Below are 25,742 nucleotides of genomic sequence, written 5' to 3'. Positions count from 1 at the left end.
GTTAAATGGTGAAACTCCATAACACAAATTTCTGTTTGTTTCTAATTCATATTACTGTTTCACACTTTTTTTAAATTTTTATCGTTTTCGTTTTCATGTGACATATGACACAAATTAAAATGTCATCTTTTAACCGTGTCAACAAGTGAGTGTTAAAATCTTGTGATGAATGCTGCAAATTCGATATATCATACAGATGTAACACTAATTTGTTCGAATAACATTCATTAAATATGAATATCACTCTCATTGGTTACAATGTATTTATATCCTTTTTCAGCATTCCTAAAACACTTTCCAAATTAATATTTTTTAAGTTTGTAGTTTTTATAAATCATTTTGAGTTGCAACTTTAATAAATTGTTTTGATTCTGCAACAAGTTCCGTTTAAGATTTAATAGTCATTTATTTATTATCGTATATTTATACTTTGGTCAATTAAAGTCAAAAATCATAAAACCTTTAATTATTCGCTTTATCAACCTTACATATGTAAGTATAACGCATAAATATACATAAATCAAGTATTAAATATGCATTTTTTTCAAACTTTTTTTCTTTTTCTGTGCATATTAGTGTTTTTATTTAGCAACTATCGGTTAGTTTATCGATTAAATTGTTTATCAATATCTGAAAAGAAGTCCAAATTAAAAGAAGCTGAATATCATTGAATAATGATAGTCCAGCTTCTGATCTATTACTTAATCCTGTTTTAGTATTTCTCCATGCATATGCTGCAACTTATTTTCAACTTCTTCAATTTCTTCAGCACATTGTTTTAAAGTATCTTTATATACCTCTGTATTCGTTGCATTTTTGTAACGTAATTTGTGCTCTAAACTTGCCCACATATCCATTCCGATTGTACGAAGTTGTATTTCAACCGGTACATGTTCAACGTTGTCTGTTAAAAATACCGGTATTGAAACAACAAGGTGTAAACTGCGGTAACCATTGTCTTTAGGGCTTTTTACATAATCTTTTCTTTTTAACAATTTAACATCTGCTTGTTTTAATAATAATGAAGCTACTACTTCTAAATCTTCTAAATAATTACATACTACACGGATTCCAGCAACATCTGTAATATTCGCACGAGCTGATTCTGTAGTAACAGGCAATCCACGCATCTCTAACTTACGTACAAGGCTGCTTATTTCTTTCACACGTCGTTCCATATGGTGTATCGGATTATGTTCATAAAGGATTTGAAAATCATTATCTAATATACTGAGTTTTGTGCTGACTTCTTCCAAAGCGGATGCATATAAATGATGTAAACTGACAAAATCCACAAGTTCTTCTATTTGGTAATGTTTACTTTGAAATTTTGAGATATTTCGTTGCACATCTCGTTTGAGTGCATTCAGATTTAATGTTTCTCTTCTTTCTACATACATAACATGTCCTCCGTTCTTTCCACACTTTTATTATAACGGAGTTCAGATTTAAACAAAATTTTTTCTATTGGAAAATAAATATTTTGAAAATAACAAATGAAAGAATATTCTAAATGAGAATATCAGTTTTAGTATCATTTCGATTTTCTCCTATATATCATATATAAAGGTAGAAAAATTTCTAATAGCCTTGCACCACCCTCTATTTTTCTATACAATATAAATCGTAATTATTACGATTAACAGATGTGCATATAGATAAATAGGAGGATTTTTTTATGGCTAAAATACCTGTGACGGTACTGAGCGGTTATCTTGGCTCAGGAAAAACAACATTATTAAACCATATTTTACAAAATAGAGAAGGATTACGTATCGCTGTTATTGTTAATGATATGAGTGAAGTTAACATTGACAAAGATTTAGTTGTGGAAGGCGGGGGGCTTTCACGTACTGATGAAAAATTAGTTGAATTATCAAATGGTTGTATCTGCTGTACATTACGTGAAGACTTATTAAAAGAAGTTGAACGTATTGTTGAACGCGGCGGTATCGATCAAATCGTCATTGAATCAACAGGTATTTCTGAACCCGTTCCAGTGGCACAAACATTCTCATATATTGATGACGAACTTGGTATTGACCTTACTAGCATTTGCCGTTTAGACACAATGGTTACTGTTGTAGATGCGAACCGCTTCATCAACGATATTAAATCAGAAGATCTTTTAGTAGATCGCGAACAAGGTGCTAGTGAAGAAGATGAACGCACAATCGCTGATTTACTCATCGATCAAGTAGAATTTTGCGATGTATTAGTATTAAACAAAACAGACTTAGTCACTGAAGAAGAATTAGATCGTCTAGAAAGTATCTTGCGTAAATTACAACCTACTGCAAGATTCATCCGTACTGTCAATTCAGAAGTCGAGTTGAGTGATGTGCTAAATACGAGCTTATTCGATTTTGAAAAAGCCAGTAATTCTGCAGGTTGGTTACAAGAATTAACAAACGGCGGTCATGCTGAACATACACCAGAAACTGAAGAATACGGCATTTCATCATTTGTTTATGAACGCCGTTTACCTTTCCACGCTGAACGTTTCCATAACTGGTTAGAAAACATGCCGGACACAGTTGTACGTGCTAAAGGTATCGTTTGGTTAGCTCAATATAATCATGTTGCATGCTTAATGTCTCAAGCAGGCTCTTCTGTATCAATCCACCCTGTTACATTCTGGGTTGCAGCAATGTCAGAACCAAAACAACGCGCTATTTTACATGAACGTGAAGATGTACGTGAAAATTGGGATCCGGAATTTGGTGACCGTCATACACAATTCGTAATTATCGGTACAGACTTAGATCAAGAAAAAATCACAAAAGAATTAGATGATTGCTTACTTACAACTGAGGAATTCGAATCAGACTGGTCTCAATTACCTGAACCATACGGATGGCATATCACTCAAGCTTAATCATATTATTAAAGGAAAATGCTGAATCAGTATTTTCCTTTTTTCATACAAAAAAACCTCTTAAAGCGGCACTCCCATCTGAGTAACCCTTTAAGAGGTCAATTAAGTTAAATACAGTTTTACTTATCTGTTGCTCCCTCTTAATTCGTTCATCAATAGATGATACGAATCATTAAATATTAAATACCACTTTAAAAATTAGATAATCATGTAATTCTCAAAATTCTATTCGCCAGCTTTTTTCACATGCACTTTAGTTCCGCGGTTATTCGCAATATGTTCAGCGCGCTTAACCGCTTCATCTTTAGAATCATAATCATCTGCAGCGCGTTTCGCACCATAAGTACGCACTTTCCATTTACCATCTTCCTTATAAACTTCTACATCGTTTTCATTTAATTCTGGATTGGCATCTTTGTCTTTTTTATGCTTCGTAATGTCTTTGTTTTTTAATTCATCCAATTCTTGTTTTGTCGCATGTTGATACCATTCTTCAGCTTGTTCCGTAGCAATCGGAATCGCACGCCCTTCTTCATAACCATCTTCTAGCATTGCATTACCGATATCAATTGCTTTTTTACGTTCTAATTCTTTAAGATTTTTCCAAGAGTCTGGGTAATCATCTAAAGTCCAAGGCATAAGCGTCCTCCTCTTCATTTTAATATTACTTCTCATATACCACTATTCACATATAATAAATCTTTACTTTTTGTCAGTATTTAATTATTCCTGCAAACGCGTATATTGTTGGATATTCAACAATGAAGAACGTATATTGACATATTGAGGTAATGAGGGCAATCCAGTACCGAACTTCATTGGTATACCTTTTTCGAAATGCAATGCAATCTCTTCAAATGCAATCAAATATTGACCCATATTTACATCATCTATCGTTTCAGGATGCGGATTATGCTGTGCTCGAGATAACATAAAACTGATTTCTTCCAATGCAAACATCACTGGATAATAACGGCTGACTTTTTGAGTATTTGTAAATAATTCACCATGCGCATTATTATACATACCATTCATATTACTCAATTTAATGCTTAACTTCATTTCATCAAACTTTGGTTCATGATGTTCAATATAGCCATTTTTTGAAAACAGATAATAGAAAAACGAAGCTTCATACCGTACAACTTCTGAAATGGCCAAGGGCAGTGTTTGTGACGCGTTTTTCCGTCCTAAAATAAGCAAGCCGATCACTGCAATTACGACACCCATCACTACATCCAACATTCGTGGCAGCGCAATTAAAATCGATAATTTTCCCGAAGCCAATCCATTTAATGTAATAACTTGTGTCGTGATAAAAATCATAGCTAACGCATAATTGGCTCCCACTAGTGCTTCAGTAAACATGGCACTGAAAGATAATATAAATATACTGACAAGCATGGAAGGATGAAATGCCAGAATAATACTTAAGGTAATTACACCTGCAAAAGTACCGATAGTTCTAGCTACTGCACGTTCCATACTATGAATTGTATTCGTGCCGATTAAAATCGTATGTGCGGTTAACGGCACCCAATATGCTTTATCGAAATCGAACATCAGTGCAATAAAAATCGCAATACCCATAATGACGCAATAACGCATTGTATTCATAAATACTAATGAGTCTAAGGTCAAATTATAAATTAACTGCTTGCCATATAATGGTTGACGTAAATGTGCTTCATATTTAACTTGACCTTCTGGACTGTATAAAATTTCATCCGTACGGTAAATTTGTTTTTCTAATCGTTGGAAATCAGGAGATAATTCTACTTTTTCATTCCACTCTCCTTGATTATTTGATGTATTATTCTGCAGAACACTTTGTGCAACGTATTTCATCATTTCAAGCAATATATCCGGAAGTACTTTAACTTCTTTTGTTTTCAATTCTAATACTTCAGCGAAAATACCTTCTGCGTTATTATGCAGCAGATATAGACGTTGTAATTCATTTGGCTGTTTCTTACCTGAACTTGAAGAAGTAATCAATTGTTTGTTGGCAGATTTAAATTGACTCACTAATTGTTTAGTTGTCATTCTAAATTTTTCTTCGTCTGAAAAATCTTGAAAAAGTTGTACTAAAAGCTGATATTCATTTTCGACTGCACTGACTTCCCCACTCTTTTTTTGAAACTTCAGCATTAACCAAACTACAAGAATAGTCAACATTCCTCCGCAAAATACCATTAAACCTCGCATTAAAGCCTCTTCAGGTGCAACTGGCATATTAATAGGTAAAGCGAATGTCACAATAAAGAAGGTAGATGAAGGACCTGGAATTTCAAGTGCGCTAAAAATGTAATATGCTATCACTGTCACAATAAGCAGCAATAAACCGAAGAGGAGCGGAATAGGCACTGTAATAGTTCCTAATATAATACAAAGTGTAAATCCAACTGCACACCACCAAACAATTCGTAATTTCGATTTATCTGAACCACCAAATACATAGATATTTGTCAGTGTTCCTGTCGCCATCAATAATCCCCACTGGAACTGGCCAACAAAATAGCCGACCAATAAAGGAATCAGCATTAAAAGACATTGTCTGCTGCCCTTTTTAAAGTTCACATTTTGACGTGTAAACCGAAATAGCGAACTTATGTAATGAGCCATTATATAGACCCCTTTCTCTCTCTTTTACTTAGATATCTATCAGTTACCATTGTATCATCTCTTTCAAACTTGGTAATTCCTGGTGAAAATGAGATCATTTAAAAAAGCAACTTCCTGCAAAAGAAGTTGCCTAGTTAAATTGCTATATTATTCTGCTAAACGAATTTCTTCATCAATATTTTCGTAATCAATATCTGCATTGAGGAATTCTTCATCGTGAACTGGGAAGTTTTGTTCAAATGTTTCTACATCATTGATTTCTACAGTGCCGCGTTCTAATTCAAAATCTAAAACATGACCACCGACTGTACGTTCTTGATCTACAAAATGTAAATGGAAGCCAGCTGTGCCGACACCATGGAATAATTCTGGAGTAAAGAAGCCGACAATTGTTCCATTAATTGTATCAAATGTTAATTCAGGTTGTCGGTTTACGGATTCCATTAAGCGTTGGTATGGTGGCTCTTGTTTTGGCATCATGCGTACATGTACCTTTTTAAAACTGCCATGAATTTTAACCGCTGAGAACAAATTTTGGCTTTTCATTCTAACCAAGATTGTATCTAATAAATTTTCCGAAGTTATCAAATTTGTAATATCGAATTTTTTATTAGGTTTAAAGTCTGTAACAGTCGAAAAAGGTGTCATTTCATCACCATTCAGCTTTTTGAACTCGCCGTACTCATTTGCATGAAATGCTTCATTATCTAGAATAATGACTTCACCATCGCATCCATCCAACGTTCCGATGCCTAAATCACCATGTTTTAACATTTCATCGATAGAGGCTGTACCTTTAAGCATACCGGCCATCAAAGTTCCTAAAGTTCCATGTTGGTAAATCATAACACTCAGACTCCTTATCCATCTTAAATTTTCAGGAATACATTCTTTTTTTACCTGTTTATGAATACCTCTATTATAGCATTTTTATGATTTTTTAGAATATCGTATCATTAAAAAAATGATTATTCATAACTGATTTCATCGCTATCTTCAAACATCTGAATTGTCGGTTCATTGATGCAAAGTTGTGTAATTTCTTTCCAATACACTTTAAAATGATCTGCTTCTACGTGAGCATTCAAAGCTGCTCTATCTTTCCATTGTTCAATAATAACGAATGAATTAGGAATATTTGTATTTTCATAATGTTCATAGCTCACATTGTTTTCTTCTGCTTGAGAAGCAACTACAAGTTGTCCTGCCAAGCTGATATATCTATCATAATTCATATCATTTACATTTGTTTTCGCAATAACTGTAATCATGTTGCTCTTCCTTTCTTGAAATACATTATTTACTCCTTTTACTTTTCCCGAAAATCAAAAATTTGAACCACGTAAAAAGAAGTACCTCTATACACAGCAGCCCTTTCTTTGCCTATCCATATGAGGTACTTCTTATTCAACTTATTTTTAATATTTATCTTCTTCAGCAACTAATGCTCTGTCTGGTTTTACAAAGAACCACATGAAAATCGCGATAACTACAAGTACTAATAAAGATTGTAAAGTCCAAGTCCATCCGATTAAATCAGCTAAAATACCTGCAAGTAATGGACTAAGCATTGCACCAACATTGCCCCATAAGTTCATCCATCCTGATACAGTACCAGAGAAGTTACGGCCAATATCAGCAGCTGCTGCCCAGCTCATACCAGTTGTAATACCCATACCGCTTAAGCAGACTGCCAGCCAAGCAATATTTACTTCTAAGACTTCACTGCGGATAGCAAATAAAAGACCAATACTGAAAATAATCATTCCGATAATAGCAATTGAGCCACGTGCTACAAAACGTGATTTACCAGCTTGTAAAAGTCTATCTGAAAGTGCACCGAATCCCATAATACAAAGCAGCATTGCTAACCATGGAATCCCTGCTAATAAACCTAAAGAAGTATATTTCACATGATATTGTTCCATAACATAAGTCGGTAACCAAATTAAGAATAAACCAACGATAAATTGTACTACAAAGTATTGAACTGCAATCGCATAGAAGCTGAAGTGTTTGAAGAATGCACTCCAAGGTGCGCTTTGTTTTTCCCCAGCATTTTGAACATCACGATTTTCAATAATATAGCGTTTTTCTGCTTCGTTTACCATTTTGTGATGTTCTGGCAAGTCTTTCGCAATAATAGCCCATAAGATTACGATTAAAAAGCCGACAGCCCCGAAAATATAAAATACAGCTTGCCAATTAAACATTGTGACAATTAACACTGTTACACCAGGTGCAATAACTGGTCCAAAGTATGAACCAGCAAGCAATGCGCTTGAGGCACGTCCTTTTTCACCGCGTGAGAACCAGTTTGAGTTGAATACTGCATTGGCAGGATACATAGGTGCTTCTCCAATACCAAATAAGAAACGTACTAAATATAATAAACCATGATTTTTAACTACACCCGTTAAAATCGTAAATGCACTCCACCAAATCAATGCAATTGACAGCATTTTTTTCGGTCCGAATTTTTCAGCAAGAATTCCTGAAGGAACTTGCATTAAAGCATAACCTGCTGAGAAGAATGTTGCTAATAATCCAAATTGCGCCTTTGTCATATGTAAATCTTCCATCATCGGCCCTGCAATTAAGGAGATGTTTGATCTATCCATATAAGCGATAACCCCGATAATAAAGAATGCCAGTGCAAAAAACCAACGAACATTACTCTTTCTTTCAGTCATTTATATCCCAACTTTCCTGAATAAAGATACATTAGGTCATCATATGGCCTAAGTTATTTTAGTAAATATTACCATGTTTAGAAATCGTTTACAATAACTTTTTTACAAAAATATGAACTTATAGTTGTGCGATATATTATATTCAAAATCATTTTATTCGTATAACAAACTCGTTAATGACGGTAACAAGGCTGAGTTACTCAGTCAGATTTTTTATTTTAGATTACTTATTTCATAAGAAATACATATAAAATATATGTGTTTTATATAATTTATATTTCAGCAAAGTGAACACGCTGTTCTATATCAAGATGAATATTTATTAATTTCACCTAAACTGTTAGTAACTCTAGCCCTTTTGTCTTCTACATCTTAAGACGTATTTTTCTATTTTTCAGCCTCAAAACATGTGTAACTTTCTTTGTTCTTTAGTACAATTGAATTCGGCGTATGTATCTTATTTCGCCTTACAAATTACATAATTACTTTTCAAATAAAAATTTATAAGGAGTTACATCTTTAAAAATGGAACAAATTCTAACGGATTTTATTAGTCGCTGGGGATACCTTGCAATCTTTATCCTCATCCTTTCAGAGAACATTTTGCCTTTTGTCCCTTCGGAAGTTGTGCTAACTTTTGCTGGTGTCTTATCAGCTAAGTCACATATTTCTATTTGGATATTATTGATTGTCGCAACTGTTGCTTCGTTTATCGGTTTACTTGTCTTGTATTATATTTGTCGCTTAGTCAATGAAGAAAAATTATATCGTTTTGTTGATAAATACGGTAAATGGATTAAATTAAAAGGCAAAGATATCAAGCGTGCCAATGATTGGTTCAGAAAATATGGTGCAACTGCAGTATTCTTATGTCGTTTTGTTCCTGTTTTACGTGTCTTGATTACCATTCCAGCTGGAATCAGCCGAATGAATGTTGTTACTTTTGCTGTTCTTTCTTTATTAGGAACTACAATTTGGAACTTCGGTCTTATATATTTAGGTAAGGCGCTTAGTGATAACTGGCACCAAATCTTAAACGCTATGCACACATATTCAACAATTATGTTAGCAATCTTAGCAGTTTTATTTGTTATCTTTGCCATTCGCTTCATTTCAAAACGTCGTAAAAATTCAAATGCAAACTAATTAAAAAACGTATGGACATGCTTAATTAAAAACTGCATGCCCATACGTTTTTATTTTAAAAGTTTGTTTTCTTAAATTTGTTTAAGCCTATGAAGTAACCTACTACTGTTACAATCAAACTAACCATAATAAAGACAGACTGTCTAATTAATTCAAATTCTAAATGCTGCATGGCATCACCACCTGATTCATAAATAGAGCCGCCTATGATGAGTGAAATAAAATTAAATACAAAAAAGAAGCCAAGTGCGATGACAGTTACAATAACTTGAATCATATTGGATTTATCCGCACCAACAGAATAAGTAAAAGGATACATAAGCAATACCCACAACCCTATAGAAAGGCAAATTCCAAATGTAGTAACCGCATTTACAACAGATATAGTTCCAAGCATTATGCCCGCTATTAAAGTAACGATTACTATACCTACACCCATCATCATTGTGATCAAGTAATACAGATAATGACTCTGTACAATTTGTTTTCGGCTCACAGGAAGTGAAACCGCAAATTTATACCATTGCGCTTCAGCTTCGTTTTTTAAGTTATCAGTGGCTGCTGATACCATTAACATCACTATTAATAAACACACAAAACCGCTACCTGAACCACTGAGAAAAATTACTCCTAATGCTAATAAAATAGATATAATCAAATAGATGCTCAGTACTTTTGCAGTCGCATAATACTGTCCTATAATCAATCCTTTCATGATGATACTCCTCTCAAGATGATTTTATTCACTTCGTCTACACTAGTAATTGAGCTGATATTTTCTAAGGCGCCTTTCTTTACAATCACCTCGAATTGTCCTAAATGTTCTCTATAGGCTAAGATACTTTCTTTGTCTAAAGTACTGAATTGCTTTTCATCACAACCTAATATTCCAAACGATTCAAATAATTCTTTCTTAGCAATCTGTAATAACACTTCCCCATTTTTAATAAAGATTAGACGCGTCGCTAATCGATTGATATCTTCAGCAATATGTGAAGTCATTAAAATCGCACGTTTCTCATCCTGTACAAATTTTTCTAATTCTTCATGTATTTCATCGCGGCTTGCTGCATCTAACCCTGCTGTAGCTTCGTCTAAAATCAATAATCGACTTTGATGCGAAAGTGCAGCTGCTATTGATATTTTCATAGTCATTCCTCGTGAGAAGTATTTGACTTTTTGCTTCATCGGCAAGTCAAATACTTTAATCCATTCAAAAAATGCTGTACTGTTCCAATTTGTATATAATTGATTGAATATCTTATCTATTGTTTTAACTGTGAATTTTTTAGGGAAATTCAATGCATCAAAAACTACACTGATATCATTTTTATAAGCTGTTTGATGCTCATTTACTGTTTCACCAAAAAATTCTAATTTACCTTGATCAATCGGATAATCACCCACAATCAACCGAATCAAAGTAGACTTTCCAGAGCCATTCTTGCCGATAAGCGCTACAATTTCACCTTCACATACTTCAAATGAGACATTATTAATTTTAAAAGTGCTGTCTTTGAAAGTTTTGTTCAATTTTTCTACAGATAATAGTGATGTCATAAGTCCTCCTGATGAACAAATTATTATATTAAAAAATAATAATATCATATACATCTACAAAATTGTGCTGGATAATAAAAAATACTGCTTAATTCTCTCTAATATATGAAAACGTTTACTTTTAATGTAACTAATTTACAACAATTTAACCGCTACCATTGAAAATTTTACAAAAAAGTACAATAATCAAATGTAAGCGCTATTACTATAGAAGCACAGGAGGAAGAAATGAAGACCACAGATCGTGAACTTAAACATAAATACTTTGACTTACTTGCAGAAAAATTCAATCACGAAGAACAGCTCGCTACAGAAATCATAAACTTAGAATCAATTCTAGAATTACCAAAAGGTACTGAACACTTTGTCAGTGATTTGCATGGCGAATATGATTCTTTCCAACATGTATTAAGAAATGGTTCTGGTAATGTACGTACAAAAGTTAATGATATTTTTCAAGATACAATGTCAAATCAAGAAATCAGTGATTTCACTGCTTTAATTTATTATCCAGAAGACAAATTGAAATTGGTTAAATCTAGTTTTGATGCAAAAGAACCTTTAAATCGATGGTACGAAGAAACTATCGAACAAATGATTCAAATGATTTTATATTCAGCTTCAAAATATACGCGTTCTAAATTGCGCAAAGCTTTACCGAAACAATTCGTGTTCATTATTGAAGAACTGCTCTATAAGAATAATGGTTTGGATAACAAAACACCTTATTACAATACTTTGATGAATCAAATTATTGAGACACAACAAGCTGACGATTTAATTATCGGCATGTCTTATACGATTCAACGCTTGGTCGTTGACCATCTTCATGTAGTCGGTGACATTTATGACCGTGGTCCAGAGCCTGAAAAAATTGTTGAAACACTAATTGATTATCATTCAGTAGATATTCAATGGGGCAACCACGATGCAATTTGGATCGGTGCTTATGCAGGTTCTAAAGTTTGCTTAGCCAATATCTTAAGAATTTGTGCACGTTACGATAACTTAAACATTGTAGAAGATGCGTATGGTATCAATATACGTCCACTTTTAAACCTTGCAGAAAAGTTTTATGGAGACAATCCGGCATTCCGTCCTAAATTGCGTTCAGATTCAAATTTATCAGAACAAGAACAGCTGCAGATTACAAAAATTCATCAAGCCATCGCAATGATACAGTTCAAATTGGAAATACCAATTATTAAACGTCGTCCTTCATTCGAAATGGAAGAACGTTTGGTATTAGAACATGTTGATTATGACAATTTGACTTATACACTGCATGGTAAAACACATGATTTAACCGACACATGTTTTGTGACAGTCGACCCTGAAGATCCTGCAAAATTATTAACAGAAGAACAAGAAGTAATTGATAAATTATTGATTTCAGTTCAAGAGTCTGAAAAATTAAAACGTCATATGACATTCCTAATGGATAAAGGATGTCTTTATTTACCTTATAACGGCAACCTTCTTATCCATGGCTGTATTCCAATTGATGAAAACGGCAAAATGGAAGGTATGGAAATTGATGGCGAATTTTATTCTGGCCGTCATTTGCTTGATCAATTCGAAGCATATATGCGCAAAGCATTCCGTCATAAAGATGTTACTGATGACTTAGCAACTGACTTAATATGGTATTTATGGACAGGTAAATATTCTTCATTATTCGGTAAACGAGCAATGACTACTTTTGAACGTTATTTTATTAAAGACAAAGCAACACATAAAGAAGAAAAAAATCCTTATTATTCTTTACGTGAAAATCCAGAAATTGTCGGACATTTATTAGAAGAATTCGGTTTAGATTCGGAGCAAGGCCATATTATTAACGGTCATACTCCAGTCAAAGAAATTGACGGTGAAGATCCTATCAAAGCAGATGGTAAAATGATTGTTATTGATGGCGGCTTTTCAAAAGTATACCAATCAACAACAGGTATCGCTGGTTATACATTACTTTATAATTCATATGGTATGCAGTTAGTGGCTCACCAACATTTCAATACTAAAGAAAATGTATTACGTTACGGTGCAGACGAATTATCAACAAAACGTATTGTAGATGAAGAATTAACACGTAAACGTATTCGTGATACAAATAAAGGTCAACTAATCCAAGAAGAAATTGATAACTTGAAAGATTTAATGTCACATCGTTATTTTGAATAACAATTAACCAAATAATAAAAGGCAGATAAACCGTTTTTTACGGTCTATCTGCCTTATTTTTATATAAATTCTTTGAAATCGACACTATAATTTAAATGATAAAACGGACCATTTACTTGGTAACGTTCAGGCAGTACAGGACCGCAACTGTTTGTGCCTATACCGCTTTGTATCGCATCGATGTGCACAAATGAATATGGCTCTTTTTGCAGTTTATCATGATGTTTTATCATAGTCATTTGTTCATCTGAATAATGTTTCACATTAAAACTAAAAGGTTTACCAGCTGAAAATCGAACTTCTTTATCAACACTTTTTATACTCAATGAAGTGACATTATCATGACTGCCGTCTTCTTGAGGACGTATATGCGGTCTGAAGTTTTCATCTACTGTTGTATCGAACCATCCTAAATGACATGCTAAGTTTTTATCACTATAACTGCTGAAAGGTCCGTTCCCATAGTAGCGTACTTTTTCATAAACTGTTTGCAGCTTCCAAATCATCCCAAACCGCGGCAATGCCGGCATACGCATATTACGTTCCATATCCATATCGATTTCAATATGGCCTCCTGGATAAATTGTCCATTTGTAACTTATAGATAAAATTTTAGGAGAAAAGACACTATAAAAACCGATATCAAATGAAATGATTATTTTGTTATCTTGTTCATCAATATTATAACCAGCTACCCGTGTAATCGGATTGAAATAGCCCATTTCCTTCCAACTTTCTTCTAGGTGTATATCATTATCTGTCGGTGCACGCCAAATCGCAATCTTTGTAGGTTCATCCATCAAACGTTTGTTTTTATGTTTAACCAAATTAAGCGCAGCTGTCTTTTTATCAAAATGATATTCCCATTCTTTAAGTCGAAGATAAATACTTTTTGAGCCTATGATGATAGATGCTTCTCCTTCAATTGAAGCGTTTTGATCTTCCACTTTATTAATTACCTGGCGTTGATAAATAACTTGATCATGCCCAAGATAAGTATCTGAAGTTAATAACGCTGTTCTGAATTTCAACCGATACGTCAGCATAATACTGCTCAGTTCTTCAAATTTGAAGTGGTAAGATTCAACAATAGCACTAAAATCAAGCTCTTTTTCTTCATGGGGCATTATCTCAGGCAATTCAAATGGAATTTTCTTACTTTCCCCATCTATCGTAGTTAATAGTAATGTAACGTCTAAATATTGATTAACATTGAGAAAATCAAGTTGATTACGAACCGTCCATCTTAACCCGTCATATTTTTTCAATGCGAGCGGACGGTGTATTTCTTGAAATTCATAAAAACCTTCATGCGGAATACGTTCAGGATTGACGATTCCATCAACACAGAAATTACTGTCATGTAAAGTTTCGCCTGAGTCTCCTCCATATCTGAAACGATAAAACCCTTCTTCCATACCTGCAGTCACTGCATGATCACACCATTCCCAGACAAATGCGCCAATAAATGCAGGATATTTTTCCATCAATTCATGATATGCTTCTAAACCGCCTGGTGAATTTCCCATAGCATGAGCATATTCACAAAGTATAAAAGGTTTTGTTACTTCTTTGTTGTCTAAATAACGACTTTCAATTTCTTCTGGTGAAGGATACATACGACTGATAATATCGAGTTTACTGTAGTCTTCTCCGCCTCTCGCATAAAATGCACCTTCATAATGAACGGGTCTTGTATCATCTAATTCATGTGCGAGAGCAGCTGCTTTTTTGATATTTTGGCCATAACCTGACTCATTTCCCAATGACCACATAATGATGGACGAATAGTTCTGTAATTGCACAATTGAAGCTTCTACTCTATCTAAGATTGCTTTTTCGTATTTAGAATTATCTGCTATGATATTAAAATCTTCTATATTCTCTATTCCGTACAACATGACAACACCGTGAGTTTCTAAATCCGCTTCACTCATCACATAAAATCCATATTCATCTGCCAATTCATAAAAACGCGGTGATTTAGGGTAATGTGCTGTACGAATTGCGTTAAAGTTAGCTTCTTTCATCAATTTCAAATCAGTAATCAAACGTTGTTCTGAAACCACATAACCTTGCAGCGGATCACTATCATGATAATTCACACCTCTTAATTTAACACTTTGCCCATTAATCCAAAGTTGCTGATGTTCAATTTTGACCTCACGCACTCCTATTTTCTGTTCAATAATCTCATCTTCAGTAAGGAGATAAAGTGTATATAGATTCGGTATTTCTGCTGACCAAAGCTTAGGTTCAGTAAGTGGGATAGTTAAATTTTTATTTAATTCCCCTCTTGCTACTTTGTTTTGATAAGGATCAAACAAGGCATATTCAATTTCTGGATTGCCATTTGTTTTTCGGATATCTATGTTTATTTCACCTATATTTTGATCTGAATCTACTTTGGTATCAATCTTAAAATCTTCAATTCTTTGTTCAGGTCTTTCTACAATATAAACATTTCTAAAAATACCTGAATGACGGAACATATCTTGATCCTCAAAATAAGTACCATCTGAATATTTCACTACCAAAACAGCAATAGAATTTTTTCCTTCTTTTATAAAATCAGTGATATCAAAACGAGAAATTGAATGCGACACTTGACTGTAACCAACAAATTGTTGATTTATCCATACGTAATACCCACTGCTGACACCATCAAAGTTTAAGATATATTGTCGTTTTTTTCGCTTATAGAGTTTGTGCAAGTCAAAATGGCGTTGATAAAACCCACAAGGATTTTCCTCAGGTACATTCGGCGGATCAAATGGAATCGGATATTTGATATTCACATACTGTATTTGATCATACCCAAATAAATTCCATACACTCGGAACAGGCAACCTGCCTTTACTTTTTTTATGGGGTGCCTCTTCAAATTCTTGTACACTTTCATAATAATCAAAGTTCCAGTCACCATTTAAAGGTGTTACACATGCTTTATCTAAATCTTTTTTATTGTCACGTATTTCAGTTTTTCTATGATATGGAACAAAGTAATTTGTATAAGGTAATGTATTCACATGTAACTGTTTTAAATTATAATGCAAGTCTAATTTCAAAACTTAACCCTCCTGAATTTAAGAAATATCACGCTGCTTTCGCAATATTTTGCATGTTATAATATGTTTATTGAGAGAGAAAGAGAGCGTGATGGTTGTGCAATTGCTTTGGAAAAAATTTAAAAAAGAAAATTTCGAGTCTAATATTGATGAATGCGGTATTGAACTTGGTACACCTAATGTCGGTTATACATACACTGTAACTAAAACAGCTGTCTTGCACGTCATTACAAAAGGCACAGGTACATTTACTTACGATGGCCACACCTATCATTTGAAAAAAGGAGATTTATTCTTGCTGAAAGAAGGTATGGAAGTCAGTTATACCGCTTCTAAAAATAATCCTTGGACATATTACTGGGTCGGAATGAGCGGTAAACAAGTGATGAGCTATCTATCACGTTCAAGCATTATAGATAAAGTAGTTGAACAACAACAAAATATTTTTGATATTTCCCGGGTAATACAGGAGATTTGCCAGACTGCAGAAAACATGCAAATCGAAAATTCTGATGATATCTTGCTGAATCAGTACTTGTTTGAATTACTTTATACACTGCAAAAAGCATTTCCGAAAAAATTTTCATATACTGAACAAGAAGTTGATCAAAAAATTCAATTTGCACTCCAGTTTATGAATCAGAATTACATGTATGATATCTCCGTATCTGCCATTGCAGATGCTTCTAATTTAAGCCGAAGCTATCTCTATAAAACTTTCCAAAAACATTTCAGTACTTCACCTAAAGATTACCTTCATAATTTGCGCATGTACCATGCCTCTCAATATTTAATCAATAACAATGAGCCGATTTATGCCATTGCCGAAATGGTAGGATACCACCATGATCCTTTAATTTTCTCACGTGCATTTAAGCGTCATTTTAATATGAATCCATCTGAATATCGTACAGTTTTCGGTATTACACAGCATTAAAACCAAAGTTTTCTATTATGAATGCGTTGCTGATGATACACCTTCTGTTTGCGGGGGCTCATGATGAATAGGGCTGCGTCCTTCACGTTTACGTTTATACTCTAATGTCTTTTCAATATCTTTTAAGAAGTCACCTTTTAAATTAAAGGCTTTATGATAGAGCAGACTGCAAATGATAATAAAGAAAATCGGGATTCCAATCATGCCGATACGAATACCCCAAATCGTTTCTGCAGTTTGTGCAACATTAGGGGTATAACCTATGATTGATAGTCCTATACCTACGCTTAATCCCGCAAAAGCTTGCGCAAGTTTGACTAAAAATGTCTGAGTAGAAGTAATCACACTCTCATTACGTTGACCGAATTTCACTTCGCTATAATCAATCACATCAGCTAAAGCAACCGTATTGATACCTACTAATGTTCCTGTTCCAAAACGGATACAAGCGCCACCGATAACGACCCATAACGCTGTATGAGGCGCAATAAAACCAGCGATGAGTATCACCGTCAAGCCGACAACAATACCTGAAACTGCATAATTGAATACTGCACTACGCCCTGCTTTTTTCACTAAATATGGGAAAATCAATAGAGACGCCATCTCCATTAAAATCATCGTATTGAAAACTGAGAATAAACTTTCCACCCCTGCAACATACTTGAAGTAATATAGGATAATACCGTTAATCATTTGTCCGCATAGATTGAATGCTAAAATTACACCGATAATTGCAAGGAGTTCTTTGTTTTTAAAAAGAATACGCCATAAGTCTTTAAACTGAACTTTAATCGCATTTTGGCGTTCTATTTCAGTATCTTCATGTACACAAAAAACTGTAATTCCAATCGTGATTAAAAAAGTGATACTGCAAATAACAGCAAGTGCAAAAATACCTGCTCCTTTAAAAGGATGTCCTAACCAGTTATCAAGCTGGTGAATAAACAATAATCCGAAACTGCCGATAACAAAGGCTGCAAAACTTGCAAAAAATCGAGGGACTACTGCTACTTCTTCACGTTCTCTCGGATTATTAGTTAGATTAGGCAACCATGACCAATAAGGTATATCCATAATGGTATAAGTCATTCCCCAAATAATGTAGATGACTGATATATAGATATACATGCCATTGCCCGGCAAATCAAAATTAGTAAAGAGCAAAATGGTAATCACTGCATTGATTAATGTACCGATAACCAACCATGTTTTAAACTTGCCGAAACGATTATGCGTATTATCCACAATCATCCCCATAATTGGATCATTAACAGCATCCCAAATACGTGCCGCAAAGAAGAGTATTCCAACAAACGCCGGAGACAGACCTACAATGTCTGTTATGTAAAACATTAAAAATAAACTTACAATATTAAAAATGGCATCTTTTCCTACTGTTCCAAAACCAAATGCATATTTTTCAAAGCGCGTTAATTTTCTTTCCAAACCTTCTCCACCTCTGTCTATAGAATGTTATGTCTAGTTGTTACCAGTCGCATATCATCGATGTCTGCTCTCTTTGTTCTTCCTTAATGTAAACGTTATCAAATACTCCTTTATTTTTACATGGCAATATGTTTCCACTTTCCGATAATTTGTTTCCTCTTTATATATTTTTTCTTTAAAATATTGAAAGTACCTATGTGAATATCTACTTAATTTAGATATCAAAAACATAATCCTTGTATTACGCTACATTAGAAACATAGCATCTCATTTTTGATAACCAGATATTAAAAAATAAAAAAGAGCGAAATTTGAAACCTATTGATAAGGTTTAAATTTCGCTCATACTTTATAGTCATAGTTTTATAAAATTATTTTGATTGCAGAGACATCAGTCATTACCTAATTCTAACCTGTCTTCTTTTATAGGTGAATTGGTTTTAAGTTTTGTACCAATTGTTCACGTTGACTTTCGAATTGTTCTGGCAACATCAAATGTTGACCTAATTCATTCACATCTTCATCAACTGTAAAACCTGGGCCTTCAGTTGCAATTTCAAATACAATATTACCTTTTTCTTTGAAGTAAATTGCTTTAAAGTATTTTCTGTCTTTAACTTCAGTGACATGATAACCTGCATCCATCATGTGTGATTGCCATTCTTTATGTTCAGCTTCATCTTCAGCATTCCAAGCTACATGGTGTACAGTGCCGACACCAAATCTTCCTTGCGGCATTGGTGAAGTTGAAATAATAATTTGATGTGCTTCGTCTCCACGTGTTTCTAAATGAATTTTAGCTGGATTTTCACTCACTACATTCAATCCCATATCATCAACTAATGTACTGCGTGTACCTTCTGGATCAGCAGAAAGCAATTCTGTTCCGTGGAACCCTAAAATTGCATCATCGTCTGCTTCTTCTTCACCTTCTACTAATGCAAGTGAGAGTCCATGCACATCTTCAAATTCTAATGTTGCATCATCAAACAATCCTGAAATTTTAGATTCTACACCTTTATCTTTCAACCATGCTTGCCATCTATCAATTGAACCTTTAGGAATTCTGAACGCAATTGTGCCGACTTGACCGCTTCCTACTCTGCCGCGATGTTCATTCGGCCAGTTGAAGAACGTAATAACCATTTCTTTGTTTTCATCTTGTCTTGAGAAGTAAAGATGATACGCACTTGGATCATCAAAATTAACTGTTTGTTTAATTAACTGCAATCCTAATACGTCTCTATAAAAATCCAAGTTTTCTTGTGGATCTCCTACAATTGCTGAAATATGATGAATACGTTTAATATCTTTCATAAATAATATCCTCCTCAAATTTATCTCGTTTTCGAGATAAATTATTTTCTAATTAAAGCACTTATGCTTAAATCGTTTGTGCATGAGTGCTGATTTTTTTTAATAACTGATTCAATTGTGCAAGTTCATCATCATCTAATGTGGCAAAAGCTTCTGTTAATGTTTCTGCATGTTGAGGAAAGATTGCTTCCATCAATTGTGTACCTTGTGCTGTCAGTGCAACATTAAATACACGCTTATCTTGGTCATCTCTTACTCTATTAACAAGTTGTTTTTTCACTAAACAATCTACAACATACGTAATACTGCTGCTCGCAATTAACACACGCTTACGGATATGCTGTACTTGTTGAGGTCCTTTATGAAAGAGTAATTCTAATACCGCAAATTCCGTAATATTTAATTGATGCTTTCGAGCATCTTCTTTTGCAATGTGTTCTAAAATATCAGTAGTTCTCGTTAAACCGATAAATGCATTTAACGCATTTTCTTGTCGCGACATTATCATCACCTTCCATTTATTTCGAATTCGAGATAATTATAATACGGTGTCCTCAAAAAGTAAAGCGTTTTGACTATAATTTTTATACTACCTAAATATCCTCTTTTAAAATAAAAAAACACACATGCTGCGTTAACAACATGTGTGTTCAATCTTTATATTATTCATCTAAAGCTTTTTTCAATGATTCGATATTTTTCTTCATCAATGATTGATAAGTAATATCTTTGTCTTTTGCTTCATCTTTAGTCAATACAGACAAGTTATGGAAGCTTAATGGTTTTGTATTTGTTTCTTTTCTGATGATGTCAGTTACTTTAGAAGGAATGTTTTGTTCATACAATACGTATGGTTGTTTAGATTTTTTAACTTCATCGACGATAGCTAAAATTTCTTTTTGACTTGGTTCATCATTGTTCATACCATTAACGCCTTCTTGTTTGAAGTCATAACGTTTAGCTAAGTATGATAATGAATCGTGTGAAATGATAACTTTATCACGTTTTTTGTCTTTAGAAATTTGTTTCATATCTTTATCGACATCAGCGATTTCTTTATCTAATTTTTTATAGTTCTTTTCGTAGTAATCTTTGTGGTCTGGGTCTTTTTTAACTAATTCGTCTTTAATTTCTTTAGCGAATTTTTGGTCAATAACTGGATCTAACCAAATATGTGGATCATATTTACCATGATGATGGTGTTCTTCACCATGTTCATGGTCATGGTCATGTTCTTCACCGTGTTCTTCGTGATCACCATGTTCATGCTCGTGTTCATGTTCTTCACCAGGAAGAATGTCTTTTTTGCTGATACCTTTTGTTAATGACAATACGTCATCTTTATTTTTAATTGTTTTCGCAATTTTACCAGCTGCTGGGTCCATCTCTTTATCTGTATAGATGAATAAGTCACCTTTAGAGATATTCAAGATTTCTTTTTGTGTTGGTTCGAAGTTATGTATGTCTGAACCAGGCGGATAGATTGAATTAACATCTACATATTTACCACCGATTTGCTCGGCAAAGCTTTGGAAAGCAAATACTGTCGTATTGATTTTCATCTTATGCTTTTCGCTGTATTCTTTCTTATCTTTACTGCTGTTGTCTTTATCGCTGCTGCCATTTCCGCAAGCTGCTAAAGCTACAGTTAAGACAAGAGATAACAAAATGAATAATGTTTTTTTCATTTTCAAGTTACTCCCTCCAAATCGTAATCATTATGGTTTAAACTATACCCCTAAAAGAAATAAATTGCAATGGTATTTGACAAATCTTTTAGATTCCTAGTATTCTGAAATTTTTCTGATTAAATTTTATGCTTTAATTTGAAATATTGTACTCTTTATTTTTTTGATTTCTCTTTTAAATCAAAAAATTCTGGAACAAAATGACAAAAAAGTGTCACAATTTATTGTCTACCCTTTTCTTTTAATGTAAGATTTAATATGTAATTAATTTTAAGTAAAGAAGGGGTATGTATGACAGGTTTGCAAATGGGTGAAAATCAATTTTATATCGGAGATGCAGCACAACCAGATGCTATCATCCAATTTCGTAACGTTAACGAAAAGACAATTGATATTTACTATGCAGCTGTAAGTGATACTTTAGGCAATCAGGGTATGGGGACCAAATTAGTCGAAAAAGTTATCGACTATGCCAATGAAAATGATTTAAAAATTACTTGCAGCAGTTCTTATGCGCGTAATGTCATTGATCATTTTCCAGAATTCAAGCAATTTTACGCAGGCAAAGAATAATTTACATAAGCAAAACAAACAGAGAGGTCAGATAAATATCTGATCTCTCTGTTTTTAATTTTGTCCATTTTGCAATAAAAACATATTATAGTAAATTCCTTTTTGTTTAAGCAATTCTTCATGCGTACCGCGTTCAACAATCTCACCTTTATTCAAGACTAAAATCTGATCTGCATCTTGAATTGTAGAAAGTCTGTGCGCGATGGCTAAAGTCGTGCGGCCTTTACGCATCACTTTTAATGAATCTTGTATTTGTTCTTCAGTTTCCGAATCAATATATGCCGTTGCTTCATCTAATATCAATATCTTAGGATCAATTGCCATAGTACGTGCAAAAGCAATCAGTTGTCGTTCTCCGCTTGAGAACGCACTTCCTTTTTCAACTACTTTATGATTATATTGATTTGGCAATTGATTGATAAAACGATCAGCATGTACAAATTCCGCTGCATTTTTAACTTGTTCAAAAGTCATCGTAGGATGATATAACTTAATATTAGTCAAGATGGTTCCATAGAAAATAAATGGGTCTTGCAATACCAAACCTACTTTCTGTTTCAAATCTTGTTTTGGTATCGTTTTAATTGAATTTCCATCCACTAAAATTTCGCCGTGATGAAATTCGTAAAAACGCATAAACAAATTGACAATTGTACTTTTACCAGAACCTGTATGTCCGACTAACGCTACAGTTTCTCCTGGATTTGCTGTAAAAGTAACATGCTTCAAGACATCATGTTCTCCATCATAACTGAAAGTCACATCTTTAAATTCAATTTTACCATCTGTAATGACATGATCTGGAACCGCTTCTTGTTTCGGTTCTAAAGTATCGTTATCAAGTAATGCAAAAACACGGTTAGCCGCAACTAATGCTTGTTGGAAAATATTCAGATTCTGACTGACTTGGTTGATAGGTTCAAAGAAACGCTGCATGTATTGTACAAAGGCATATACGACCCCAGCTGTAACAGAAGATGAAAAGCTTAACAACCCGAAATAGCTTAATATCATAACAGTCGCAAAAATACTCAACATCCCAATTGCAGGTCGTAATAATAAACCATCTAATCGAATTGTTTTCAAATTATATTGGTAATATTCTTCGTTAATTTCTGCAAATTCTTCTTGCAGCCTTTTTTCCTGATTGAAAACTTGAATCATCCGGATACCTTCGATTGATTCTGCTAACTTAGCATTCAAACTAGATAAACGCTCTCTAGCTTCTGCAAAAAAGATAGAGGCATATTTACGATACAGTGCCAGTACTAAAATAATAATCGGCATAAAGAACATTGCCATAAAAGCAAGTCTGACATCTAAAACAAACATCATAATAAAACTTGAAATAACGGTGAACAGCGCCATTAAAAAGGAAGAAAATACACCAGTAAACATGTTTATAATCGCTTCTGTATCATTCGTCAGACGAGAAACAATGCTGCCGCTCGGTACTTCATCAAAATATTTCATACCTAATTCACCAATTTTATCAAATGCATCAATACGTAATTGCTGAATAATTCTAAATGCAAAATTTTGGAACATATAGATGTTGATATACGTTGTCGCAGCACCGACAAGTTCAATGACTATAAAAATCACCACAAGCCAAATGATTTCATTTTGCGGAAAATGTCTAGGTGTTAAATAATCATCAATAAACACTTTAACAATATACGGCGTAGCAACACTGGCTGCTGTAGAGATAGCCAGCATTAAGAATGCAACGGCTATTAACCATTTAAATGAGAAAGTATAGCGAATCAAACGCATCAAAACACGCCATTGGTCTTTTGCACTTAATTGATAATCAGGTTGCACATCATTTGTTTTCGGCATTCGAACCATCTCCTTCCCCTTGCGTGATATCATCAAGATTTCGTGTTAATTCATCACGTAATTGTTGAGATTGATAAGTCTGCCAATACCAACCTTGATTGCGCATTAATTCTTCATGTGTTCCTTTTTCAGCCACTGTACCTTCATCCATAACGACAATCAAATCAGCATGACTCACTGCACTCATACGGTGCGCAGTAATAATATTTGTTTTGCCCTGTCTGTCATTTTGCATATTTGTTAATATATGTTCTTCTGTATCTGCATCTACCGCTGACAAAGAATCATCGAATATAAGCACTAGTGGATTTTGAATCACTGCACGCGCAATAGAGACACGTTGTTTTTGTCCACCGGATAATGAAACACCACGTTCACCTACAATGGTCTGATAGCCTTTCGGAAAATCTAAAATATCATCATGGATATAACTCAATTGCGCAGCACGTGCAATATTTTCTTCTTCCATTGCAGGATCTGCAAAAGCAATGTTTTCCTTTATTGTTGTTGAAAACAAGAAATTATCTTGCGGCACATATCCAAACATGGCACGCAGATGACTGATTTCATAATCTCTGATAGGTATTTTGCCATACGTAATATCTTCTGGTCTTTTCGTATCAAATTCTCGTACTAATAAACGAAGGAGGGTACTTTTACCTGAACTCGTTCTTCCCACGATACCTACTGTCGTGCCCTCTTCTATCGTAAAATGAACGTCTGTTAAAGCAGGATGTTCGGCATCTGGAAAGCGGAAACTTTCAATGTTGAAAGAGATGTTTCCAGTTGGAAAACCTTCAACACTATAGGTTGTATCAATTTCATTTTTTGTATCCATAATGTCACTGATACGTTCATAAGAAGCGTTCCCGCGTTGGATAATATTGAAGAAAAAACCGAGTGCGAGAAGCGGCCATACTAACATACCTAAGTAAGTTGTAGTCGTAATCAATTGACCTAATGAGATAGTGTCATGAAAAATCATGAATGAACCGCACACCATTGCTAAGAAGTAACTTGTCCCAATAACCAGCATAATGGTCGGGTCAAAGAGTGCATCGATTTGTGCAACCTTTAAGTTTTTTTCCACGACATCGTCGCTGATATCTTTAAAGTCTTTCTGATCGCTTTTTTCATAACCCATCGTTTTTGTTACTTTAATCCCAGAGATACTCTCTTGAGTTTTATCATTCAATCGACTAAATGCGGCTTGCGCTTTCTTAAACCCTTTACTCATCAAACGACCATAATAGCTCGTTAAAATCACTAAAACCGGCATCGGCAACATTACAATTAATGTTAATTTCCAGTTAACTGTAATAGCCATTGTAATTAAAATAGATGTTCCTGTGATTAATGAATCACTGATCATTAATATACCTGGCCCTGCTGCCCCTTGCACAGCATTGATATCGTTCGTTGCATGTGCCATTAAGTCTCCAGTACGTCTTTGTTGGAAAAACGATGGACTCATTGATGTATATTTTTCATACAAGCGACTACGCAGGATTTTTCCTAATTTATTACTTGTACCAAAAATTAATACACGCCAAGTATAGCGCAAAATATAAGTCATAATTGCTGCTCCGCTCAGCAACAGCATATAAATCAGCAAAGTATGTCCTGTCAGTTTTTTTGTTCCAATCAAATCAATTGTTTTACCGATGATTTGCGGCGGTACAAGTTGAATCAACGCGATTCCTAATAAGACTAAGAGTCCTAACAAATACTTAGCCTTTTCTTGCTTAAAAAACCACTTTAAATTTATAAAGACTTTCATGTTGA

Annotated in this window: 20 protein-coding genes; 5 read left to right on the top strand and 15 right to left on the bottom strand. The window is 34.0% G+C overall.

What is annotated here, in order from left to right; translation table 11 throughout:
* Positions 1-701 precede the first annotated feature (701 nt).
* Positions 702-1,400 carry a GTP pyrophosphokinase gene (locus tag A4G25_RS10375; RefSeq protein ID WP_047131587.1) on the bottom strand — a complete coding sequence of 233 codons (699 nt, stop codon included), beginning with the start codon at positions 1,398-1,400 and terminating at the stop codon, positions 702-704.
* A gap of 278 nt (positions 1,401-1,678) precedes the next feature.
* On the opposite strand from A4G25_RS10375, the gene A4G25_RS10370 reads away from it, so the two are divergent.
* Entirely contained in the window at positions 1,679-2,878 is a 1,200-nt protein-coding gene (locus A4G25_RS10370) for a GTP-binding protein (RefSeq protein ID WP_047131588.1), read from the top strand.
* A gap of 225 nt (positions 2,879-3,103) precedes the next feature.
* Here the strand turns inward: A4G25_RS10370 and A4G25_RS10365 are convergent, their stop codons facing one another.
* The 5 genes from A4G25_RS10365 to A4G25_RS10345 form a co-directional block, all read right to left on the bottom strand.
* Entirely contained in the window at positions 3,104-3,517 is a 414-nt protein-coding gene (locus tag A4G25_RS10365) for a DUF2188 domain-containing protein (protein ID WP_047131589.1), read from the bottom strand.
* A gap of 84 nt (positions 3,518-3,601) precedes the next feature.
* Positions 3,602-5,503, bottom strand: coding sequence for an FUSC family protein (locus tag A4G25_RS10360; RefSeq protein ID WP_070704985.1), 1,902 nt, complete (start codon positions 5,501-5,503; stop codon positions 3,602-3,604).
* A gap of 147 nt (positions 5,504-5,650) precedes the next feature.
* Positions 5,651-6,358, bottom strand: a complete 708-nt coding sequence (gene budA, locus A4G25_RS10355; RefSeq protein WP_047131590.1) for an acetolactate decarboxylase — start codon at positions 6,356-6,358, stop codon at positions 5,651-5,653.
* 113 nt (positions 6,359-6,471) lie between these two features.
* Positions 6,472-6,774, bottom strand: a complete 303-nt coding sequence (locus tag A4G25_RS10350) for a putative quinol monooxygenase (protein WP_047131591.1) — start codon at positions 6,772-6,774, stop codon at positions 6,472-6,474.
* Between the two features lie 147 nt (positions 6,775-6,921).
* Positions 6,922-8,196, bottom strand: a complete 1,275-nt coding sequence (locus tag A4G25_RS10345; RefSeq protein ID WP_047131592.1) for a pyruvate MFS transporter — start codon at positions 8,194-8,196, stop codon at positions 6,922-6,924.
* A gap of 525 nt (positions 8,197-8,721) precedes the next feature.
* Here A4G25_RS10345 and uptA point away from each other — a divergent pair.
* Positions 8,722-9,342 (top strand): undecaprenyl phosphate transporter UptA, encoded by a 621-nt coding sequence (gene uptA / locus A4G25_RS10340; RefSeq protein ID WP_047131593.1) that lies wholly within the window; start codon positions 8,722-8,724, stop codon positions 9,340-9,342.
* Between the two features lie 55 nt (positions 9,343-9,397).
* On the opposite strand, the gene A4G25_RS10335 is transcribed toward uptA, so the two are convergent.
* Together A4G25_RS10335 and A4G25_RS10330 are read right to left on the bottom strand one after the other, a co-directional pair.
* Positions 9,398-10,057 carry an ABC-2 transporter permease gene (locus A4G25_RS10335; RefSeq protein ID WP_047131594.1) on the bottom strand — a complete coding sequence of 220 codons (660 nt, stop codon included), beginning with the start codon at positions 10,055-10,057 and terminating at the stop codon, positions 9,398-9,400.
* Positions 10,054-10,902 carry an ABC transporter ATP-binding protein gene (locus A4G25_RS10330; RefSeq protein ID WP_047131595.1) on the bottom strand — a complete coding sequence of 283 codons (849 nt, stop codon included), beginning with the start codon at positions 10,900-10,902 and terminating at the stop codon, positions 10,054-10,056. The genes A4G25_RS10335 and A4G25_RS10330 overlap by 4 nt, the downstream gene beginning before the upstream one ends.
* A 228-nt stretch (positions 10,903-11,130) precedes the next feature.
* Here A4G25_RS10330 and A4G25_RS10325 point away from each other — a divergent pair, with 228 nt between their 5' ends.
* Positions 11,131-13,083 carry a fructose-bisphosphatase class III gene (locus tag A4G25_RS10325; RefSeq protein WP_047131596.1) on the top strand — a complete coding sequence of 651 codons (1,953 nt, stop codon included), beginning with the start codon at positions 11,131-11,133 and terminating at the stop codon, positions 13,081-13,083.
* 59 nt (positions 13,084-13,142) lie between these two features.
* Here A4G25_RS10325 and A4G25_RS10320 read toward each other — a convergent pair whose 3' ends face one another.
* Positions 13,143-16,151 (bottom strand): glycoside hydrolase family 2 TIM barrel-domain containing protein, encoded by a 3,009-nt coding sequence (locus A4G25_RS10320; protein ID WP_047131597.1) that lies wholly within the window; start codon positions 16,149-16,151, stop codon positions 13,143-13,145.
* A 91-nt stretch (positions 16,152-16,242) separates the two neighbouring features.
* Here A4G25_RS10320 and A4G25_RS10315 point away from each other — a divergent pair, with 91 nt between their 5' ends.
* A complete protein-coding gene (locus A4G25_RS10315; protein WP_082107850.1) occupies positions 16,243-17,088 on the top strand; it encodes an AraC family transcriptional regulator in 846 nt (281 codons plus the stop codon).
* Positions 17,089-17,103: 15 nt separating this feature from the next.
* On the opposite strand, the gene melB is transcribed toward A4G25_RS10315, so the two are convergent.
* From melB to A4G25_RS10295, 4 genes are all read right to left on the bottom strand, one after another.
* Positions 17,104-18,537 carry a melibiose:sodium transporter MelB gene (melB, locus tag A4G25_RS10310; protein WP_047131598.1) on the bottom strand — a complete coding sequence of 478 codons (1,434 nt, stop codon included), beginning with the start codon at positions 18,535-18,537 and terminating at the stop codon, positions 17,104-17,106.
* 423 nt (positions 18,538-18,960) lie between these two features.
* Positions 18,961-19,854: a VOC family protein gene (locus A4G25_RS10305; protein ID WP_047131599.1), complete on the bottom strand. Its 894-nt coding sequence runs from the start codon at positions 19,852-19,854 to the stop codon at positions 18,961-18,963.
* A 67-nt stretch (positions 19,855-19,921) separates the two neighbouring features.
* Positions 19,922-20,356: a MarR family winged helix-turn-helix transcriptional regulator gene (locus A4G25_RS10300; protein WP_047131600.1), complete on the bottom strand. Its 435-nt coding sequence runs from the start codon at positions 20,354-20,356 to the stop codon at positions 19,922-19,924.
* A 160-nt stretch (positions 20,357-20,516) separates the two neighbouring features.
* Positions 20,517-21,542 carry a metal ABC transporter solute-binding protein, Zn/Mn family gene (locus tag A4G25_RS10295; protein WP_047131645.1) on the bottom strand — a complete coding sequence of 342 codons (1,026 nt, stop codon included), beginning with the start codon at positions 21,540-21,542 and terminating at the stop codon, positions 20,517-20,519.
* Positions 21,543-21,833: 291 nt separating this feature from the next.
* Here A4G25_RS10295 and A4G25_RS10290 point away from each other — a divergent pair, with 291 nt between their 5' ends.
* Positions 21,834-22,115, top strand: coding sequence for a GNAT family N-acetyltransferase (locus A4G25_RS10290; protein WP_047131601.1), 282 nt, complete (start codon positions 21,834-21,836; stop codon positions 22,113-22,115).
* A 54-nt stretch (positions 22,116-22,169) separates the two neighbouring features.
* On the opposite strand, the gene A4G25_RS10285 is transcribed toward A4G25_RS10290, so the two are convergent.
* Entirely contained in the window at positions 22,170-23,957 is a 1,788-nt protein-coding gene (locus A4G25_RS10285; protein WP_047131602.1) for an ABC transporter ATP-binding protein, read from the bottom strand.
* A complete protein-coding gene (locus tag A4G25_RS10280; protein WP_047131603.1) occupies positions 23,941-25,737 on the bottom strand; it encodes an ABC transporter transmembrane domain-containing protein in 1,797 nt (598 codons plus the stop codon). The genes A4G25_RS10285 and A4G25_RS10280 overlap by 17 nt, the downstream gene beginning before the upstream one ends.
* Positions 25,738-25,742: the final 5 nt, after the last annotated feature.

It is taken from the genome of Staphylococcus condimenti (assembly GCF_001618885.1).
GTDB classification, from domain to species: Bacteria; Bacillota; Bacilli; order Staphylococcales; family Staphylococcaceae; genus Staphylococcus; species Staphylococcus condimenti.
Note: the sequence above shows the minus strand (reverse complement) of the source record. Positions and strands in the feature narration are given on the sequence as shown.

What these genes read in the sequence shown, in the direction of transcription:
- uptA (WP_047131593.1), top strand. Translation starts at nt 8,722, where the DNA reads ATGGAACAAATTCTAACGGATTTTATTAGTCGCTGGGGATACCTTGCA.
- A4G25_RS10295 (WP_047131645.1), bottom strand. Translation starts at nt 21,542, where the DNA reads ATGAAAAAAACATTATTCATTTTGTTATCTCTTGTCTTAACTGTAGCT.
- A4G25_RS10335 (WP_047131594.1), bottom strand. Translation starts at nt 10,057, where the DNA reads ATGAAAGGATTGATTATAGGACAGTATTATGCGACTGCAAAAGTACTG.
- A4G25_RS10300 (WP_047131600.1), bottom strand. Translation starts at nt 20,356, where the DNA reads ATGTCGCGACAAGAAAATGCGTTAAATGCATTTATCGGTTTAACGAGA.
- A4G25_RS10345 (WP_047131592.1), bottom strand. Translation starts at nt 8,196, where the DNA reads ATGACTGAAAGAAAGAGTAATGTTCGTTGGTTTTTTGCACTGGCATTC.
- A4G25_RS10365 (WP_047131589.1), bottom strand. Translation starts at nt 3,517, where the DNA reads ATGCCTTGGACTTTAGATGATTACCCAGACTCTTGGAAAAATCTTAAA.
- A4G25_RS10290 (WP_047131601.1), top strand. Translation starts at nt 21,834, where the DNA reads ATGACAGGTTTGCAAATGGGTGAAAATCAATTTTATATCGGAGATGCA.
- A4G25_RS10370 (WP_047131588.1), top strand. Translation starts at nt 1,679, where the DNA reads ATGGCTAAAATACCTGTGACGGTACTGAGCGGTTATCTTGGCTCAGGA.
- A4G25_RS10330 (WP_047131595.1), bottom strand. Translation starts at nt 10,902, where the DNA reads ATGACATCACTATTATCTGTAGAAAAATTGAACAAAACTTTCAAAGAC.
- A4G25_RS10360 (WP_070704985.1), bottom strand. Translation starts at nt 5,503, where the DNA reads ATGGCTCATTACATAAGTTCGCTATTTCGGTTTACACGTCAAAATGTG.
- A4G25_RS10285 (WP_047131602.1), bottom strand. Translation starts at nt 23,957, where the DNA reads ATGCCGAAAACAAATGATGTGCAACCTGATTATCAATTAAGTGCAAAA.
- A4G25_RS10375 (WP_047131587.1), bottom strand. Translation starts at nt 1,400, where the DNA reads ATGTATGTAGAAAGAAGAGAAACATTAAATCTGAATGCACTCAAACGA.
- A4G25_RS10280 (WP_047131603.1), bottom strand. Translation starts at nt 25,737, where the DNA reads ATGAAAGTCTTTATAAATTTAAAGTGGTTTTTTAAGCAAGAAAAGGCT.
- A4G25_RS10325 (WP_047131596.1), top strand. Translation starts at nt 11,131, where the DNA reads ATGAAGACCACAGATCGTGAACTTAAACATAAATACTTTGACTTACTT.
- A4G25_RS10350 (WP_047131591.1), bottom strand. Translation starts at nt 6,774, where the DNA reads ATGATTACAGTTATTGCGAAAACAAATGTAAATGATATGAATTATGAT.
- A4G25_RS10305 (WP_047131599.1), bottom strand. Translation starts at nt 19,854, where the DNA reads ATGAAAGATATTAAACGTATTCATCATATTTCAGCAATTGTAGGAGAT.
- A4G25_RS10315 (WP_082107850.1), top strand. Translation starts at nt 16,243, where the DNA reads ATGGTTGTGCAATTGCTTTGGAAAAAATTTAAAAAAGAAAATTTCGAG.